The sequence below is a fragment of the Streptomyces sp. NPDC096132 genome (assembly GCF_044763345.1).
Classification (GTDB): Bacteria; Actinomycetota; Actinomycetes; order Streptomycetales; family Streptomycetaceae; genus Streptomyces.
The window spans coordinates 41,800-60,508 of the sequence record NZ_JBIWGA010000031.1 but is presented as its reverse complement, the minus strand read 5'-3'; the positions used below and the strand labels follow the sequence as shown (position 1 = coordinate 60,508).

The 18,709-nt window shown below is 72.2% G+C and carries 14 protein-coding genes and 1 pseudogene; 10 read left to right on the top strand and 5 right to left on the bottom strand.

Translation table 11 applies throughout. The features are described 5' to 3' along the window. The first annotated feature begins 42 nt into the window (after positions 1–42). Entirely contained in the window at positions 43–834 is a 792-nt protein-coding gene (locus tag ACIRF9_RS44040; RefSeq protein ID WP_403834705.1) for an MBL fold metallo-hydrolase, read from the top strand. A 25-nt stretch (positions 835–859) separates the two neighbouring features. Here ACIRF9_RS44040 and ACIRF9_RS44035 read toward each other — a convergent pair whose 3' ends face one another. From ACIRF9_RS44035 to ACIRF9_RS44015, 5 genes are read right to left on the bottom strand one after another with little or no spacing between them, the layout of a single operon-like run. After that, positions 860–1,357 carry a hypothetical protein gene (locus ACIRF9_RS44035; protein ID WP_403834702.1) on the bottom strand — a complete coding sequence of 166 codons (498 nt, stop codon included), beginning with the start codon at positions 1,355–1,357 and terminating at the stop codon, positions 860–862. 32 nt (positions 1,358–1,389) lie between these two features. Continuing rightward, positions 1,390–1,827, bottom strand: a complete 438-nt coding sequence (locus ACIRF9_RS44030) for a DUF2809 domain-containing protein (protein WP_403834699.1) — start codon at positions 1,825–1,827, stop codon at positions 1,390–1,392. Then, positions 1,824–2,393, bottom strand: a complete 570-nt coding sequence (locus ACIRF9_RS44025) for a TetR/AcrR family transcriptional regulator (protein ID WP_403834696.1) — start codon at positions 2,391–2,393, stop codon at positions 1,824–1,826. The genes ACIRF9_RS44030 and ACIRF9_RS44025 overlap by 4 nt, the downstream gene beginning before the upstream one ends. A gap of 9 nt (positions 2,394–2,402) precedes the next feature. Then, positions 2,403–3,353 carry a DMT family transporter gene (locus ACIRF9_RS44020; protein WP_403834771.1) on the bottom strand — a complete coding sequence of 317 codons (951 nt, stop codon included), beginning with the start codon at positions 3,351–3,353 and terminating at the stop codon, positions 2,403–2,405. A 44-nt stretch (positions 3,354–3,397) separates the two neighbouring features. Continuing rightward, positions 3,398–4,003 carry a TetR/AcrR family transcriptional regulator gene (locus ACIRF9_RS44015; RefSeq protein WP_403834693.1) on the bottom strand — a complete coding sequence of 202 codons (606 nt, stop codon included), beginning with the start codon at positions 4,001–4,003 and terminating at the stop codon, positions 3,398–3,400. Positions 4,004–4,159: 156 nt separating this feature from the next. Between ACIRF9_RS44015 and ACIRF9_RS44010 the strand changes: the two genes are divergently transcribed. The 9 genes and pseudogenes from ACIRF9_RS44010 (at position 4,160) to ACIRF9_RS43970 (ending at position 18,708) form a co-directional block, all read left to right on the top strand. After that, complete coding sequence (locus ACIRF9_RS44010; RefSeq protein WP_403834691.1) at positions 4,160–4,861, top strand: SDR family oxidoreductase; 702 nt, start codon at positions 4,160–4,162, stop codon at positions 4,859–4,861. A 47-nt stretch (positions 4,862–4,908) separates the two neighbouring features. Continuing rightward, positions 4,909–6,210 carry a YhgE/Pip family protein gene (locus tag ACIRF9_RS44005; RefSeq protein WP_403834689.1) on the top strand — a complete coding sequence of 434 codons (1,302 nt, stop codon included), beginning with the start codon at positions 4,909–4,911 and terminating at the stop codon, positions 6,208–6,210. Between the two features lie 133 nt (positions 6,211–6,343). Further along, positions 6,344–6,924 (top strand): annotated as a pseudogene (locus ACIRF9_RS44000) (restriction endonuclease); the annotation flags it as partial. A 949-nt stretch (positions 6,925–7,873) separates the two neighbouring features. Beyond that, the gene (locus tag ACIRF9_RS43995; RefSeq protein ID WP_403834687.1) at positions 7,874–8,674 is read left to right on the top strand and encodes a Crp/Fnr family transcriptional regulator; all 801 of its coding nucleotides are present in this window, start codon (positions 7,874–7,876) and stop codon (positions 8,672–8,674) included. 184 nt (positions 8,675–8,858) lie between these two features. Beyond that, positions 8,859–10,532: a hypothetical protein gene (locus ACIRF9_RS43990; protein WP_403834685.1), complete on the top strand. Its 1,674-nt coding sequence runs from the start codon at positions 8,859–8,861 to the stop codon at positions 10,530–10,532. Next, positions 10,529–11,101, top strand: coding sequence for a hypothetical protein (locus ACIRF9_RS43985; protein ID WP_403834683.1), 573 nt, complete (start codon positions 10,529–10,531; stop codon positions 11,099–11,101). The genes ACIRF9_RS43990 and ACIRF9_RS43985 overlap by 4 nt, the downstream gene beginning before the upstream one ends. Positions 11,102–11,154: 53 nt before the next feature. Continuing rightward, positions 11,155–13,797: a hypothetical protein gene (locus ACIRF9_RS43980; RefSeq protein WP_403834681.1), complete on the top strand. Its 2,643-nt coding sequence runs from the start codon at positions 11,155–11,157 to the stop codon at positions 13,795–13,797. A 1-nt stretch (position 13,798) separates the two neighbouring features. Further along, positions 13,799–17,263, top strand: a complete 3,465-nt coding sequence (locus ACIRF9_RS43975; RefSeq protein WP_403834679.1) for a hypothetical protein — start codon at positions 13,799–13,801, stop codon at positions 17,261–17,263. After that, complete coding sequence (locus ACIRF9_RS43970; protein ID WP_403834676.1) at positions 17,263–18,708, top strand: hypothetical protein; 1,446 nt, start codon at positions 17,263–17,265, stop codon at positions 18,706–18,708. The genes ACIRF9_RS43975 and ACIRF9_RS43970 overlap by 1 nt, the downstream gene beginning before the upstream one ends. Position 18,709: the final 1 nt, after the last annotated feature.

Sequence of the window (18,709 nt, the reverse complement as noted above, 5' to 3'; positions counted from 1 at the left end):
GCGGCGATCCGGCCGCCCCGGACTTCGGGAAGGAACCCGCGCATGACCGAGGCCCGCATCACCCACATCGGCGGCCCGACCACCCTCATCGAGGCGGCGGGGTGGCGTCTGCTGACGGACCCGACCTTCGACCCGCCCGGCCGCCGCTACTCCTTCGGCTGGGGAACCTCCTCGCGCAAGACCACGGGCCCGGCCGTCGACCCCGCCGAACTCCCGCCCCTGGACGCGGTGCTGCTCACCCACGACCACCACGCCGACAACCTGGACGCCGCCGGACGCGCCCTGCTGCCCACCGCCGGCACCGTCCTGACCACACCGTCCGGCGCACGCCGCCTCGGCGGCAACGCCCGCGGCCTCGCTCCGTGGACGACCTGGCGCCTGCAGACCCCGGGCCGCCCCACGATCGAGGTCACCGCCACCCCCGCCCGGCACGGCCCGCCCCTGTCCCGTCCCCTCGTCGGCGACGTGACCGGCTTCGCCCTGCGCTGGGAGGGCCAGCGACACGGCGCCCTGTGGATCTCCGGGGACACGGTCCTGTACGCCGGTGTACGCGAGGTGGCTCACCGCCTGGACGTGGGCACGGTACTGCTGCACCTCGGCGGTGTCCGCTTCCCCCTGACCGGCCCGGTCCGTTACACGATGACGGCGCCCCGCGCGGTCGACCTGTGCAACCTGCTGCGCCCGCACACCGTCCTGCCCGTCCACTACGAGGGATGGTCGCACTTCCACGAGGGCAGGGAGGCCATCGAGACCGAGTTGGCGAAGGCGCCCGTCGGCGTCCGCACCCAGTTCCACTGGCTGCCAGTCGGCTCCGCCCAGGAACTCGCCGTCTGACCCTCCCCGACAGAAACCGGTGCTGTCACACGCGCGACATCACGTACGTGTTTCCGACGTCGGGATCGCCGTAGAGGAAGAACAGCACCAGCGCGTCCCGGTCGTCGCGGTCCACGTAGAAGTGCCAGGTGTACGTCGACGGGGGTTGGAGGTCGACCGCCGACCGGTCGGTGTCGGCGTTGGCGCGGGTGTCGACCCCGGTGCGGGTCGTCAGGGTGACGTGGACTTCCTGTCCGTCGGAGTCGTCGGTCAGTTTCCACGTCCCCGTGCCGCTCAGGCGCCAGCCGTCGTCGAAGTCGAATGTCGCACCGTCGAGCCGGCTCACCAGGGCCGTTCCGTCGCGGCGCAGTGTCAGCCGCGTCTCGTCGACATTCGCCCAAGTCCCCGCGGCCTCGGCCGCGGTGGCGTCGTGGAGGCCCGTGCCCCCGTAGTACTGGTAGGGGCCGGCACACGCGGTCAGCACGAACAACGCGCACACCACACCCCCGAACGCCCACCCGCGCAACCTGCTTCCGTTCCCCACGGGATCACTCTAACCAGAGTTTTTGAACGTGTTCAACCAGCTCCTCGTCGATGACGAATGAGGGCGCGGTGCACGAGCAGGCCTGCCGCGGCGCCGGCCGTGTACCAGAGGAGGTCGGGCGCGTTGAAGGTGGAGCCGAGGACGAGGCGGGCCAGGGTGCTTCGCTGGGCGAGCTCGGCCGGCATCCGGCTGAGCTGCAGGAACTCGACTCCCCAACTGACGGCCAGCGCCGTCCCGGCGGCGGCCAGGGGCCTCACCCGTGGCGCGACCAGGACCACGAGGGCGAGCAGCAGGATCGTGTACAGCGCGTCCCCGCCGTACTTGGCCACGCTCCCCGCCGTCGCGGCCCTGAGCCCCAGCCCCGCGCCGACGGTCACCACCGCGGCGACGGCCGCGGCAAGACGGACCCGTGCGGGGTCGGCGGGCTTGCGGTGGGGTCGGCCGGCGCCGATCGGTCCGGTGGTGGTCACCGCAGCCCTGCGGCGTCCAGGAGTGTGAGGACGGTCGCCACGGCCAGTCCCGTCGCCGGGTCCGCCTGGATGCCGGCACGGGCGCTGGCGCCGTCGAAGACCATGATCAGTTGCCGGGCCAGCAGATCGGGATCCGTGGCGCCGCCCCGTACGGCCTCCGCGTGGAAGAAGTCCGCCAGCGCCTGCTTGGCCTGCCTCGCGACACGGCTCGCCGGATGTTCCGCGTCCTTCAGCTCGATCTGGGCGGCCAGATAGGGGCAACCCCGGTAGGAGGGAGCAGCCGCCTGCTCCTCCAGCTGCTCGAACACGTGCAGGATCCGCTCGCGCGGCGGACGTCCGTCGTCGGCAGCGGGCAGCAGAGCCGCCGCGTACGCCGGGCCCCGCTGTCGCAGGCTGGCCGCGAGGAGTTCGTCCTTGCTGTCGAACAGCTGGTACATCGAGCGCTTGGACACCCCGGCGGCCTTGCACAGCGCTTCGATGCCGATGTTGACACCTTCCAGGTAGGTGAGTGAGCTCGCTGCGTCCAGCAGACGGTCACGTGAACTCCGCTTCGCCCCTGTGGTCATGCGTAGAGGCTAACTCCCCGCCGCCCGATCGGAAACCGACCGGTTTTGCGTTGCCTGGGCCACGCGCGCCACCGCTCGGCCGGGCCGGCGGAGGAGGGATGCCGGCGCGGTGAGGGCGGCCAGGCAGGTGACGACGAGTCCGATGCCGGTCCAGCCGACGGCGGGCAGGCGTTCCCCGACGACCAGTACGGCGAGCAGGGCCGCGACGGCCGGTTCGAGCAGGGACAGCGTGGTCGCGGTGCTGGCGGCCACATGGGCCAGCCCCCAGCCGAACAGCACGTACCCGGCGAACATGGGCACCACGGCCATGTAGGCGCCGACGGCCGCGTTGGACCAGGAGCTCACGAGCGGGGCGCCGGTGGCCACCAGCACGGGCAGGAGGAGCAGTCCGCCGAGTCCGAAGATCGCGCCCATCGCCACGCGCGAGCGGATCCCCCCGGTGATGAGCCGGTGTGCCGCCCAGGAGTAGAGGGCGTAGGTCGTGGCGGCGACGAGCCCGAGGCCCACGCCCAGGAGCGTGGCCGCCATGGACGACCGCCCGGCGTCGCCGGGAGCGTGGGTCGCTTCGGCGACGCACAGCAGGACGGTGCCGGACAGTCCCAGGGTGGCTCCGAGGGTCCAGCGCCGCGTCAGCCGGCGGCGGTCCATGACACGCTCGATCACCGCCGAGGCGAGGGGAGCGGTGCCGATCGACACCACGGTGCCCGCGGCGACCCCGGCCAGGCGCATCGAGCTGTAGAACGCCAGCGGATACACCGCCACCGAGACCGCGCCCAGCAGCACCGTGCCCGGTCGCTCGCGCAGCCGGGACGCGTGACGGGCGATCAGCGGACCGGCGACGAGTGCCTGGAGCAGTCCGCCCAGGCCCATGGCGACGGCCCCGATGGCGAGCGGCCCCACATCCGGTGCGAAGGTCGCCGCCGTACCGGTCGTACCCCACAGCACCGACGCCGCCAGCACGCACAGCGCCCCCATTCCCGCGGACCTGCCGCGTCCGGGCCGGCTCACAGTCGGTCCAGCAGGGCCGCCGCCATCGAGCGGGCGTGCCGCAGCCGGCTGCCGTCGCCTTCCAGACCGGCCCGCGCGGTCGCGCCCTCCAACAGGAAGGCCAGATGTTCGGCCGTCTCGCGCACGTCGTCGGGGCGTCCGGGCAGCAGCTGCTCCAGGTGGCCGGCGATCAGGCGCTCGACCTCCTCCTTGTGGTGACGCACCACGGTCCGGCCCTCGTCCCCGGCGGGGAGTTCGGCGGCGGCGTTCAGCAGGCCGCAGCCGCGGAAGCCGTGTTCGTAGGCGAAGGCGGCGTGATCGGCGTAGGCGTCGAAGACCGCGAGGACGCCCTCGCGGGGGCCCTGGGCCTGCTCCAGCCGGGCCCGGTACAGACCGAGCCACTCCTCGTGCCGGGCGTCGAGGTAGGCCCTGATGAGGTCCGCCTTGGAGGAGAAGTTGTTGTACAGGCTCATCTTCGCCACGCCGGCCTCGGCCGTGATCGTGTCGATGCCGGTCGCCGCCACTCCGTCGGCGTAGAAGCGGCGGGCCGCCGCGGCCAGCAGCCGCTCCCGGGCCGGCCGCCGCCGTCCGGACCCCGTCGTGTCCACGCCGCTGTCAGTCATCACACATCCCGCTAACTAGGTAGGTAGGTCTACCTAGCTTAAGGGAAATCTGCTGGTCGTGGAAGTCGGACGGGCTTGAACTAGGAAACCGATCGGTTTACCTTGGCGGAGTGAAACCGATCGGTTTCCAAGTTCTGGAAGATCTGGGAGAGGGAAATGACCGCGATCAAGGACTCTGTCGCTCTGGTCACCGGTGGCGGCCGGGGCGTGGGCCGGGCTCTCGTCGAGGAACTGTTCGCGCGCGGTGCGCGCAAGGTGTACGCCACCGCCCGCGATCCGCGCACGGTGACCCACCCCGACGCCGTGCCGCTAGCCCTGGAGGTCACCGACCCCGCATCCGTCGCGGCGGCGGCAGCGCAGGCGCAGGACGTGACCGTCCTGATCAACAACGCCGGTGTCGCCTCCGGAGCGCGCTACCTCACATCGCCGGTCGCCGACGTGCGCCGGGACTTCGAGGTCAACTTCTACGGCCCGCTGCTCACGACCCGCGCCTTCGCGCCCGTGATCGAACGCAACGGCGGCGGCCACCTCCTCAACGTCCACTCCGTGCTGTCGTGGCTCGCCGACGGCGGCTCCTACAGCGCCTCGAAGTCCGCCCTGTGGTCACAGACCAACAGCCTGCGCCTGGAACTGCGACCCCGTGGGATCCGGGTCACGGGGCTGCACATGGCCTACGTCGACACCGACATGACCGAGGGCATCGACGCACCCAAGTCCCCTCCGCACGACATCGCCACCGCCGCTCTCGACGGCGTCGAGGCGGACGCCCACGAGGTGCTCGCCGACGACATCACCCGCTGGGCCAAGGGCGCACTGTCCGGGGACCTGGCCGCGATGTACCAGCAACTCGGGCAGTGACCTTCCGCTCGCCGCTCTGCCCCCTGTCGAATCAACCGGAGTGACTGTTGAACACCATTCATCCCTTCCGCGTTCTGCGGGTGCCGAAGCTGTGGATCGCGAACGGGGTGATCGTCGGTCTGCTGTCGCTGTTGTTCACCGTGTTCTACGTCGGTGCCAACATCGATCCCGCCGATCATCTGCACAAACTGCCCGTGGGCCTGGTCAACGCCGACAAGGGAGCGGAGGCAGGGGGCAAGGAGCTCAACCTGGGTGAGCAGATCACCCGGTCGGTCACGAAGTCGACCACGGGCGGCGACAAGATCGACTGGAAGGTGATGAGCCGGCAGGAGGCCGAGGAGGAACTCGGGAAGGGGGAACTGTTCGGCGCGCTGGTCGTCCCCGCCGACTTCAGCGCATCCGTGGCCGACCTGACCAGCACCACCGGCGGCGGCACACCCGAGCGGCCGACCCTGACCGTACTGACGAACCAGTCCGCCGGCAGTCTCGGCTCGAGTCTGGCCCGGGCCGCGACGACCCGGGCCGCCGAAGCGTCCTCCCTCCAGATCGGCAAGCAGCTGACGGCCCGGGTCGAGGCCCAGAAGGTCGAGCTGCCCGCGGCCGCGAGCGTGCTGCTGGCCGACCCGGCGGCCGTCACGGTGCAGGACGGGCATCCGCTCGACGCGCACGACGGCATGGGGCTGACGGCGTTCTACTACGCGCTCGTCCTGATCGTCTGCGGCATGCTCTCCGCCAACGTGATCAGCGGCCAGGTCGACCACGCCCTGGGCTACACCCACAACGACATGGGCCCCCTGCGCATCCATCGTCCTTTGCTGCGCGCCACACGCGTGCAGACCCTCGCCATCAGCAGCACGATCATGCTCGGCCTGTCCCTGGTGATGGGCAGCCTCGTCCTGCTCGGTGCCGTCGGCATCATGGACATGCACGCCTCGCACCTGCCTCTGCTGTGGCTGTACTCGGTGGCCGCCATCGCGGTGTGCGGCATCGGCGCGCTCACCCTCCTGGCCGTCTTCGGCACGCCCGGCATGCTGCTGGTCACGCTGTTCTACATCGCCATGGCGGTGCCGACGGCCGGCGCGACCACGCCGCTGCACGCGCTGCCCGGCTTCTACCGCGGCCTCGCGGAGTTCGAACCCCTGCGGCAGATCACCGGCGGCGTCCGCTCGATCCTCTACTACGACGCCCAGGGCGCCGCCGGTCTCACCCGCGGCTGGGTCATGCTCGCCGTCGGCCTGGCCGTAGCGCTCCTCTTCGGCTTCGGCATGACCCGCCTCTACGACCACAAGGGGCTGCACCGCATCCCGCCCGAAGCGACGGCCCGGGAGAAGGCCGCCCTTCCGGCCTGACCGCGGAGCCGCAATCACGCCACGGCCTCCATGACCATGAAGAACACCCCGATCGCGGCGAAGCACGCGCCGCAGGCGTAGTACTTGGCGGTGCCCCCCAGCCTGCGCGTCCTGGGTCAGGTTCTCGATCTGCGATCTGCGGGCGACGGGTGCCACGGGGCGACTGGCTCCGGACCTCCGGGCCGTTCTGGGGCGGGAGCCCCAACTACTCGCGCGGATGGCGCGGTTGCTGCTCGAGCTGCACTTCCCGCCCTCCTTCCACGGTGAGTTGTGCGAGGTCGTCGGCCTCGAGCCGGAGCCGGCGGAGACCGCGGAGCTCTCGACCGTACGGCGGTGCCGGCGCGACCGTGGCATGCGGGAGCTGGTGCTGCGGCCTACGAGTACCGGTGTGCCTTCTGCGGTTACGACGGGAGGATCGGCACGGTTCCGGTGCGGCTGGAGGCCGCGCATGTGCGCTGGTGGGCGTTCGGAGGGCCGGACGACGTCTTCGGCGAGGGGGTCCTCGGGGTCGGCGACGGGCACCGGGTCCTGGTCTCGCAACGGGCGGTCCGTCAGAAGCTCGGTACCCGGGACAGCAGGACGGCCAGTCGGTCCGCCGGGTCGAACAGGGGTGCCAGGCGGGCGTACTCGGCCGCGGGCCCGGTCAGCGGGGTGAGTCTGCGTGCCGGTGAGCACATCGTCTGCAGGGCCAGGCCGCGGCCGGCGATGGCGTGATGGAGGGACCACAGGACGGGGACGGTGATGTTGACCGGCTCCGGCCCGCAGGAGACGAGGGCGATGGCACCCCGCAGATGCTCGGTGGCCGCCACCGCGTCGACGAGGTCGGAGAAGGGGGCGGTGAGGTCCGCCAGCAGGGTCGTGGGAACCATTCCGGGCAGCACTGGACAGGAGACGAGGTCGCACTTGGTGAAGGTGAGGACGACCGGGGTGAGCTGACGTCCCCGCTCGGCCAGGGCCTGCCGCAGGCGACCTGCCGTCCGGCGCATCTCGGCGCGGTACGCGCTGTCGCCGAGAAGCTGCGGGGCCTCGGCGAAGAGCACGATCCCGTCGGCGGTGACGGCCTGCCGGAGCGGCCGGTCCCCGCCGGGGCCGGGAGCGGGCTCCCGATGGTCGTGCCAGCGCAACGGCACCACCTCCCGCTCGCGGAAGTGCAGGACGAGTTCGAGAACGGCAAGGTCCTCGGACCGGGGCGGAGGGTGTCCGGCCAGTACGGCCTCGGCGGCGCGGGTGAGGGTTTCGTGGTCGGCAGCCGCCCGGGCGCCCAGGCCGAACCCGTGGATCCCGTCCCGCATGGCCGCGTACATCAGCGCCATGTAGCTGGTCTTTCCGACGCCGCGGTGGCCCAGCATGACGAAGTCCATCGGTCTCCTTCGGGCGGCGGCGGGTGCGGCCATGGCGCCATGGTGACCGGGTCGTGCTCGGGGAAAGTGGTCAAGTGACGGGATGCTGGGCGAAGCAGGCCACTCGCCGACAGAGGAAATCGGTTGTATGTGCTAACTCATCCGTCTGATGCTCATACAAGCGGTTCATGCGCTATTTTCCTCACCAACCTACGCCGTCCGCCTGGGGAGTTGCGGCCGGTCAGGGGCGAGGGGGGACTTTCGTGTTTGCTCATCCCGGAGACAGAGCCCATGCCGCCGGCCGGTGGCCGCAGGGCACCTTCATGTTCCATCTGGACCCCGGCGACCGGGAGGCCCTGCTGAGTCTCGGGCGCATCGTGCGGTACGACACCGGTGACGTCCTCATCAGGGAGGGAAGCCACGAGACCTCCGTGCTGCTGCTCCTCGACGGCTGTGTGAAGGTCGTGGGCGTCGCCGAGGACGGAGGCACCACGCTGCTCGCGCTGCGGGTCAGAGGGGAGGTCGTGGGGGAGATCTCCGCGCTCGACGGTCAGCCGCGGTCGGCCACGGTGATCGCCGCCCGCCCGACGATCACGCGCACACTCACCGGCGCGGCGTTCCGTGAACTCCTGCGGGAGCGCAGGGGCGTGGCCGACATCGTGCAGCGCTGCGTCCTGGCGAAACTGCGCGGCGCCACCCGGTACCGCATCGACGGCAGCAGCGGCAGCGCGGCCGTCCGGCTCGCCCGGGCACTGGACAACCTGGTGCGCAGCTACGCCCGTGCCGTGCCGGAGGGGCTGAGGATCGACGTGCCGCTCACCCACGCGGACCTGGCGGCACTGGCCGGTGTGTCCGAGGCGAGCGTGCAGCGTGCCCTGCGCAGCCTGCGGGCGGCCGGTGCGGTGACGACCAAGTACCGCATGGTGGTGATCCGCGATCAGGACATCCTGCGGGCCATAGCGGGCCAGAGCGGCATGCCGGTCGCCGATGCTTCCGAGCCACTCGCCGGTCAGGGCCGACCCAGGCCACCGCGTCCGAAACGAGCCGGACCGCTGCCCTCGACCGCCGTGGACCCCGTACCACCCGGGTCCGGTGAGGAGGGTGCGCTCTCCGACGCGGGCTGAGCCAACCCCTGTGCACCCGACCGGAGTTGCTCCGGCGGATTGCCGCGAAAGCGTCACCTGACCACATCTGGCCGCACCGCCGGTCCGAAAGTGGACGGGTGAGAGTCGGCCACGCAGGGGGAGGTGCGGGGTGAAGCCTGGCGCGGGGAATCCGTTCCGGCCGCAGCGGCGTACGGCGGCGTACGTGGAACCTGACCGGCCCACGCACCGCCGGCCGACCGCTCTGGCGGACGAACTCGCGGAACTCTCGAGTCATCCGAGACTCGCCCCGCACGCCACCGCACTACGGGAACTGGCCGCGGCCGTACGCCGGGACAAGGACCTGGAGGTGTGGGCCGGAGGCAGCCTGGTCGCCGCCTACGGCGGGCCCGACGCGCTCGCCGACGGAGGGGGCCGCGGACGTCGGCTGGGGGCACTGCCCACGGTCCTGGTCTTCGTGCCCCTGCTCATCACCTGGGTGGGGCTGGGTGCCGCCACGTGGGCGAACCGCAGGATGAAGGAGCAGGGGAGCGACGCCGAGGGCACCTTCCTGACACTCTGGCAGCAGGGCTTCGACGGGCACCTGTGGCCCTTTCTGCGCTTCGACATGATGGCCCTGTGGACGGTGCTGTCCCTGGCCGCGCTCGCCACCACGACGTTGCTGCGCCAGCGGTGGGAACAACGGGACGAGCGCGAGCGGCTGGTGCTGTCCCGGCGGCTGTCCGGCGCCCTCGCCCAGACCGAGGCACTCGCCGCGCGTGCCGCGGCCGCGTCACCCCGCCGTTTCACCGAGGAACTCCAGGAGGCGGCCGTGCAGTTGCGCGGCCTCGTCACGCACGCCGCGGGCCTGGAGGCGGGAGCCCGCACCGTCGTCACGCAGGCCGACGGCGCGGTGGGCCGGGCCGCGCAGGCGCTGACCACCATGGAGTCCGCACTCGCCGCTCTGCGCTCCGGTGCCTCCGAGGTGCGGGTCGCCGTCCAGGGGGCGGCCATGGCCGCGGAGGCGGTGGCCCGCGGAGCCCACGACATCAACAGTGGCCTGGCGGGCTCGGTGACCCTGCTGCGCGACGCGGTCGCCGAGGCGGGCCGTGCCGCCGCCGACCGGATCGGCGCGGCGGGCGACTTCGTCGCCGCCCGCTTCGACGCCGCCGCCTCCGCCGCGGAGGCGCGCGAGAAGGCCGTCGCCGAGCAGGCGGCGGCGTTGCTCGAACGCGTGGGCGCCGACGCGCGCGCCTCGCTCGACCGAAGCGGTGCCTCCATGACCGAGTCGTCGCAGATGCTGACCTCGACGGTGCGCGGACTGGACGGGACCATGGCCGCACTGCCCTCCGCCCTGGAGGCGTCGGCCGCGGACGGAGCCGACCGGATCGGCACGGCGTACGACATGGCCGTCGCCGCCCTGGCCTCCTCCCTGCGCCGGGAGGTCCGCGAGGTCTCCGCCGAACTCTCGGACCGCATCACCCAGTTGCAGGTCGCGATGACCGCCCGGGAGAGCGAGCGGGAGCAGTTACGCAGGGGACACGACCGGGCCGAGGAACAACTGCGCGCCACGCTCGCGGAGTTCGAGGAGGTCCTGCGCCGGGTCACCGGGAGCCTCCGGGAGACCGCCGAGCGTCCCGGCCGGGCGCCCGACGCCTCGGAACACCGGGTCTCCCGGCCCGCGCCGTCGGCCGGGGCGGCACAGACTCCGGCGGCGGGCAGCGGCGACGACGGACATGCCCCGCCCGCCCCGCGGCGGACGGCCGAAGCCCCCGCGGCCGGTGCCCCGGCCACCGCCGTGCAGCAGCCGCCGCCTCCGCCGGCGGGAACCACGGACGCCGCTTCCAACGGCGCCGGACGCCGCGTACCCCGCCACGGAGGCCAGGAGACACCCCGGTGAGGCGGCCCGGGCGGCCCCCCACGCCGTATCTCGCGGGATGGCTCTTCGCCGATCTGCTGCTCGTCCTGCTCCTGGTGGTCCTCGGCAGCCAGACCGGGACGACGGACGGGATCGACGAAGCGGGGCGGACGCCGAGCGCGCTCCCCACGTCCGGCGGCAGCCGCAGCCCCGGACCGACCTCCTCTCCCACGGCCACCCGCACACCACGGCCCGCCGGACTGGACCCCACCACACAGTCGATCACGGTGGCGGCCGACGCCGACGCGGTGATCGCCGGGTCCGCGGGCGCCGTCGCCTCGGTCCGACGCCAGGTCGACCGGCAGATCGCGCGATTCGGCAGACGGACGGCCGCGTTCGTCATGGTCTTCGCGACCGTCCACGGCTCCGGAGGCGGCGTCGACACCGGCCGCAGCGACGTCTACGCCACCGCCGTGGCCCGGCTGCTGCCGAAGATCGCACCACAGTTCTTCCCGCCGTACGACAAGAAGATCATCCGCGGCTATCACGACAGCGGCTACCGCATCAGGTCGGGGACGGCACGGATCGAGCTGTTCTTCCTCCAGCAGTGACCGGCCCCGCCGACACCCCGCACCCACCACAGCCAAACGGAGCGTGGAGCACTGTGACCGCCTTCAAGAAGAATCCGACCCTGGCCGAACTACGCGAGTTCACCACAGCGACACTGACCATGCTGAGCAGGCTGGACATGCCCGACGTCCCGGAAGCGCACGCGTCGCGCGACCGGGCCCAGGCACTGGCCTCCGAACTGGAGGCCCGGCTCGCCGCACCCGTCACCATCGGCGTGGTCGGCGAGTACTCGGTGGGCAAGTCCTTGCTCCTGGGCACGCTGCTCGGCAAACCCGACCTGCTGCCCGTCGAGGCCGGCCCGAGCACCGGGAACATCACCGTCCTCGAACTGACCCGAGGAGAGCCCGGCAGGCCGACCGAGAAGTCGGACAGCGCGGAGGTCACCTTCCTCACCGAGCACAGGCTCGCCGAGTGCGTGGGCGCGATGCTGGAGGAACTCGTCCGCGCCCTGGACGAACGGCACCCGCAGCTCGGCGCCGGTCTCGCACTCGGCGGGTACAACCCGGTGACGGACCCCCGAGGATGGGCACCCTTCGAGACCTGGTACCCGCGCCTGTGGCCGTCCCCGGACGGACCGGTCGCCCACGCGGCCATCGGCGCCGTGTACCGGGACGCGGTCACCGAACTCTGCCGGATCCGCGACGCGGCCCTCAGCCAGCGCGACCTGCTCGGCAAGCCGGTCGGCGTCAAGACCGGCGTGATGGACGAGGCGCTCACGCTCGAAGCCGCCCAGCGCACCCCGGACAGCCCGCCCAAGCGGCTGGTACGGCCCTTCGACATGGCCCAGCTCAGGCACCCCGGGCGGGACACCGCCAGGGAGGCCATGCGCCGAGCCTTCCCGCTCGTGGAGACGGTGACCGTGAAGGTGACCGTGTCCCCCGAACACTGGGACCTGGCCGGGCTGATCTCGGACGACACCCCCGTACGGCTGCTGGACTTCCCGGGCATCAACGCCGCGGGCTCGGCCGGCCGCGACACCTTCCTCAGCCGGCGCGAGATGGTGTCCGTCCACACCATCCTGCTCGTCATCAACGCGATGCGCCCCGAGTCCAAGGGCGCCTCGGCCTTCTGGGACATGCTCACCGCCGACGGCCGGACGCCCCAGGCGCTGGCCAGCGCCGCCCTCGTCGCGGCGAACGCCTTCGACCTGGTCGGGCCGCCGGCCCTGCGAGCCGTACCGGACGGACCGCTGCCGTTGCGGCAACTGCTCGCCCACTCCGCCGAGATCAACGGCATCCATGTCTACGGCAACAAGTTCGTGCAGCACCGCGAGAACGGGATCGTCGTCGTCTCCTCGGTCGCCGCGATCCGCGCCTACCAACTGCCGTACACCCGGACGTCCGACGAGACCAGGGAACGCATCCGCAAGACGCTGGCGGACCTCGATCCACCGGGGACCAAACGCTGGGAGGGCATCGCGGGCCGGCTGCGCCGGGCCGACGAGGCCAACCCGTGGACGGACCGGCTGCGCGCGTACGACAGCGACGGCGGCATCGAACGGCTGCGCCGCCTGGTCGAGAACCACGTACAGGAGCACGGCCTCGACCAGAAGCTGGAGCGCGCGCTCAGCTCGCACCGCAAGCTGTGGCGCGAGCTGGGTGTGCTGCGCTCCCACCTGCGCCGGGCCAGGGGCACGGAAACCCCGGAGGAATACCGCGAACTCGCCGCGAGGATGGGCGAGTTCCGCGAACTGCTGGGCCGGATCCTGCCCATGCTGTACCAACTGAGGTCCACCGTCGGTCACCTGGACGGTCCGGACGACGCCCCCTCGGCGGCGGACCTCGGCGGACGGCCGCCGCAGCGGGAGGAGGTCGCCGCCTCGGTGCGCGACGACGTCTTCGACTGGCGGGAGTGGCAGGAACTCCTGGGCCGCGCCGAACGCGACGGTCATCACCTGGTACCGCGCAGCAGGCCGCCGTCCAGCACCGGCATCAAACTGCTGCCCATGCCGGGCCAGTCCGCCACGGCGACGGAGGACTCCGCGTCGGCCGAGGACTCGGCGGACGCGACGAGCGCGTTCCTGGAGAGGTTCCGCGGCCTGGTGGACCGGCGCGCGGCCGAGGGACAGGAACAACTGCGGGTCTGGCTGGAGGGCTGGGCGGCGCACTGGCAGGACGAGTTCGGGCCCCTGCGCGAGTGGATGGCCGACCCGGAGTCCTACAAGCTGCTCGGCGACCTCTTCGTCCGGCTCCGCGGCAGTGAAGGGCCGGCCATCCGGCAGCTGCAGCACCTGTGGACCGCGCTCAACCCGGACGGGGTACGGCCGCAGATCGAGGAACTCATGATCGTGCCCGGGCCGACGCCGCAGGAGCAGGAGAACCGGTTCCCGATGCGCGCCCCGCACGCCCTGCCCTGGCACCACCGCATGCCCAGGCTCGACGACCAGCGTTCCGAGGAACGTGAACGTCACCCCCTGCTCGTCGTGCAGCTGCGTCAGCACACGGCCGACGCGGCGGCCCGGCTCGTCACGGAGCACCTCGGGCAGGCACTCGGCCGTATCGAGAAGGACCTGATCGGCCTCTACGCGCAGGCCGCCAAGTTCCTGCCCCTGGAGAGCGAGATCCGCCCGCCCCGCAAGCCGCGCTCCACCGGCCCGGACGGTGACGTCACGGCAGCGGACGAGGTCCCGCACGAAGAACCCCTCGACACCCTGATCCGAGACTGGAGCGCCGAGTGACATGAGCGACGAACTGACCGTAGCCTTCGACGTCCCGCCCGGCGGCCCGGTCTCCGGTGTCGTTCCGCTGGGCCGCCGGCAGTTCCGGCTGCACGCCGGACCGGACGGCATCGTCCTGCCCGAGGTCTTCCTCCAGCCGGAGGAGCAGAGCGGCGGCAGCCGCATGGTCACCGTCCACCTGCCCGCACGCATCGAGGTCATCACCCCCAGCGGCGCACTGGTGCCGGCCCACCTCGCCCAGGCCCTGGTGGACTGCTGGGTCCCGCAGGAGTACACCTCCCTCACCGTGGACGGGCCGCGCAAGCTGTCCGCGGACACCCCGCTGCCGACCGCCCTCGTGCACCACGCCGCGTCCCCGCCCGCACCGGGCGAGGAGTGGCCGCGGCTGGAGGTCCTGTGGAGCGTGGACTTCGCCTCCGACGACCACGCGGGCACCGCACGGGGCCGCGTGCTGCTGGAGTTCGCACCACCGGGCGAGGTGCCGGGCCCGCCCCCGCCGCTGGAGGACGACACCGACTTCCTCGTCCTGCGTGACGTCACGAGCACCACCCACGAACACGAGTTCGTCGTCGTGGACTTCGGGACCACGGCGTCGACCGCGACCCTGTACGACCCGACCCGGATCAAGGCCCGCCTGGTCGACGCGGCCCAGTCCGGCTCCCTCGCGGACCACCTGACCGAACTGCTCGCACCGCCCCCGGACGCGCCCGCCGAGTGGCGGAAGGACGTCGACGCCCTCCTGGCCGCGAAACTCCCGCTGCCGCGCCGCGGCACGGAGATCCTCGGCGCCGACGCACTGGCGCGGGTGCACGACCTCGACGTCGCCGACGCACTGACCCTGCGCGTGGAGGCCCTGCGGGAACAGTCCGTCCCGGAGGTCAAACACTGGCTGAACCAGCGCCTGTACCGTGCCTACGCCGGAGTCATCGGCACCCCGCCCCTGCAGCGCCACGGACTGCACCCCGTCCACTACCAGGACGACTCCGGCCAGCTCACCACGGCCCCCACCAGCACCCTGCGCGAGACGGAGTACCCGGACGGCGAGCAGCCGGCCCATCCCGCCGCCCGCCGCTTCGCCCTGTACGGGAACCTGACGGGCATCAAACGGGCCGCACTTCAGCTCACGCCCGAACCCGTGGTGGGCTCCGACCTGTCCGCCGATCATCTCGCCCAGCACATGTACCTGCTGCTGGTGGACGGGGCTGAACAGACCACGTACGACCCCGTGCTGCAGACGATCAGCCGCATCGCCACGGTCGTGGTGACCTATCCCACGACCGTGCTGCCCGAGGTCAAGGAGAAGCTGGGCAAGCTCGTCCGCGCGGCGCTGGGCGGCCCGCGCGTCGTGATGGACTACGACGAGGGACTCGCGGCCGGGTTGTTCTTCCTCATGCGCGACCTGACCGACAACCTCAACGCGGGCCTGGAGGCGCTGCGTTCGCGCTGCCGTCGGGTCGGGGACGACCCGCCGACCTGGCAACGCCTCATGCTGGTGATCGACATCGGTGGCGGCACCACCGACATCGCGCTGCTCCGGCTGACACTCGTCGACCAGACCCCCGAACTCGCCCCGGACCAGGAATTCGTCGCGGGCCGCGACTACCGGCTGGAACCCGAACTGCTCGGCTCCACCGGCCACGAACGGCTCGGCGGCGACCTGCTGACGCTCCAGGTCTTCTACTGGATCAAGGCCAGGCTGGTGGACGAACTCAAGCCCCCGGCACGCCGCCCCGGACCGGACGGAGACGGTCTCGCCGCGGGCGAGGAAGGCGCCGCACCGGACCCGGACACCGACGACAGGCGCCGACGCGGCTACGCCGAGACAGTGGTCGAACAGGCCGCGGACGAGCTCGACACCATCGTCTCCGACGAGGTGGGCCGGATCCTCGCGGAGGCGCTGCCGACCGGCTGGGCCGAGGTCGAGAACCCGGTCGAGCGCAGCCAACGCAAGAACCGCTTCGACATGCTGTGGCGGCTCGCCGAACAGAAGAAGCGCGAACTGGGGGCGGCCGGCGCGGCACAGGCCGTTCTGGAGCCCGACAAGGTCGCGAACATCCTCAACGCGGCTCCGCACCGGCTCAGCGAGGTGCGCGAGGCGATCACCCTGGACGCCCGGCAGTTCGCCAAACTCGTCCAGCCCGTGCTGCGGCGGGCCGCGGCGCTCGGCGCGGACCTGGTCCGCAGCTCCTTCCGGCGCATCCTTGAGGAGAACGCGCGGCGGCGCGAGCAGGGCCTGCCCGAACTGCCCGAGCCGCGGCTCGACCAGGTGGTGCTGTCGGGCCGTACCAGCCGGATGGCGCTGCTCAAGGAGCAGGTCGAGGCGGCGCTGCGGCAGGACGAGAGCGACGGCGACGGCGAGGACGCGCTGGGCTGGCTCGAAGCCACCGAGCTGTTGACGGAGACGCCCTACGCCAAGCGGGCGACCTCGCTCGGCGCGGCCTGGGCGCACGCCGTGCGCAACCTCTCCGGACAGATCCAGCACAACCACGTCAACGGCGGACGCACCCAGGCCACCGTCCGGCTGAGCGATCTCGACATCCGGCTCCAGGGGCTGTTCTCCAGCCTGCCGGCCGACTTCGGGCCGCGCGGTCACATGGAGCGCGTCATCCCGCTGCTGCGGGCCGGCGACCCGTACGTCGAACTGGACACCTCGGGGCGCCTCGGGGTGCGCACCGACTGGAACCCGCTCAGCCGAGTCCTGGGCATCCACCGCTACATCGGACCGGGCGACTCCCTGCAATGGGGCGCGTTCGACCTGGCCCTCGCGGCGAGCGCGGAGGGCTTCACCCCCTCGCCGTCCGTGTGGCGCCCGCCGAGCGGAAGCGAACGCGGCGTGCGCTACCAGCTCGAACTGGACAACCGGCTCGTCCCGCACATCCTGCTGTGCAACGGCCCGGCCCGGCTGCTCGTCGAAGGACGGGCACTCGAACTGGACGGCGCGGCCCCGGGACTCGCCTTCGACCCGGACGTGCCCAGCTGCTCCGTGCCCGGCCGGATCTGCGTGAGCGCCGGCACGGACGACGAGAGCGGCGAACGACGGTTCGTCGAGGTGTTCCCTCCCACGACCGCGGTGGACGGAGAGGCGGCGGTGTCGCCGACCGGCTATCTCCCGGAGTCCTTCCACGAGACGCTCGACCTGCACGAGCTGCCCCAGCCGGGACGCCGGGCACCCATCACCGTGCCGCCCGAAGAGGCCAACGGCACCTTCACCTACGAGTTCTTCCTCGACCCGGGCGACGGCGCTCCGGTCCACCTCGGATACCTCCCCGCCGTCCAGGACGGTCAGCACCACGCCACCCTCGACGCCCGGGGCCGGCTCCGGGTGCACCGCGGCGTCGTTCCCTACCTGCCCGCCGGGTCGCTGCGCCAGGTCGAGGAGTTCCCCGGGCGCGTGCTGCGCGAGCGGATGGACCGGCCCACCACGAGGTTCAACCACCACTGGGACCCCAACAGCGGGAGGCACTGATGCACCACGTGGACGCGGGCGGGCCGCGGCGCGATCTCACCGCGCTGCTCACCGGCTTCGCCGAAGCGGCGGCCACCGTCCTGGACTCGCCCTCGGAGTCCGGCCGGGTCCTCTTCACCGCGCTGTCCGACTGCTGGCAGTCCCTCAGCACCCTGCCGGTGCACGAGGAGCCGTATCGCACCGACCCCCGCACGGCCCTGGAGAACTTCGACCGGGTCCGGAGCGAACTGCAGTGGGCCCTGTACGAGGTCGCCGCAAGGGGCGTTGCCTCGGTGGACACGGCCGGCGAAGCGGGTGCGGAGGGCCTGGCGAAGGAGACGCCCGACCCGCCGGACCCGGTACCCGAGGAGGAACAGCTACAGGAACCGGCACCCGTTCCCGAACCGGCCCCGGCACCCGTTCCCGAGCCGGACCCTGTCCTGCTGGAGGCAGGGCCCGGTGTCGCACCAGGCCCGGCAGACGACCCGCATCGGGGCCTCGTGGACGCGCTGACCCGTCTCGAGGAGGACCTCTGGCGGGAGCAGGTACGTTACTTGGGGCCGCAGCCGGGGAAGAGGCGGCTCGGTGCGGCGGCAGGGCCTTCCGCGGAGCAGGTCGCCGACCTGTGGCGGCGCTTCCACATGGCGTTGCTCCGGCTGCCCGAGGACGCCCGGACCACATGGCGGGAGCGGGCCGGGAAAACCGCGGCCGACGAGGGCTTCGCCGTGGGGAAACGGGATTCCGGGAACCCCGATGCCGTGATCCCGGCCCTGCCGGACGGCCTGTGCGACACCCAGCTCCTGCCCCTCGACTTCGTCCATCCGGCGGAGGCCGCCGCCCGGGTGGCCCCCGACATCCTGCGGGAACTCGCCCTGTCACCGGAGGAGACCGGCGCGCTGGACGCCGAGGATCCCCGGCTCGCCTGGGCGGCCCGCGCCGACCAGGCCCTGCGGCTGGTCGAGCTGGACCCCGACCTGCGGGTCGCGCTCGTCCACGACGAGCAGCCGGGCAGCCTCGTCGGGCAGGAGGCGCGCGACGCCTACCGGGCCGCGCTGCTGGGCCATCTGCGCTCCGCGGGACAGGGGTTGCAGCAGGACGGGTGGAGTCACGACAACCGGCTCGGCGCCGCGCACAAGCTGGACATGGTCCTGGGCGGACTGGTCCACGCGCGGCCCGCGGCCCCCGACAGCTGGTGGTACGCGTGGCGTACCCGGGTGTCCCGGCTGTTGGTGCCGCTGGCCAGGGCCGCCAAGTACCAGGTGATCGTCGATCCCCTGGGCGAGCTGCGGCGCGACAGCCTGAAGGACTGCACCGTCGCCGAGACCGTCAAGGGTGTACGGGGGGCGGGCGAACCCGAGGTGCAGTGGGTGGTGTGGACGCCACTGCGGCCCTACGGGAGCCTCGGGGACAACCTGCACCGCGGCCGCCTCGTCGTACGTCCCGTCGACCCGCCGTCGCGGGGGTGAG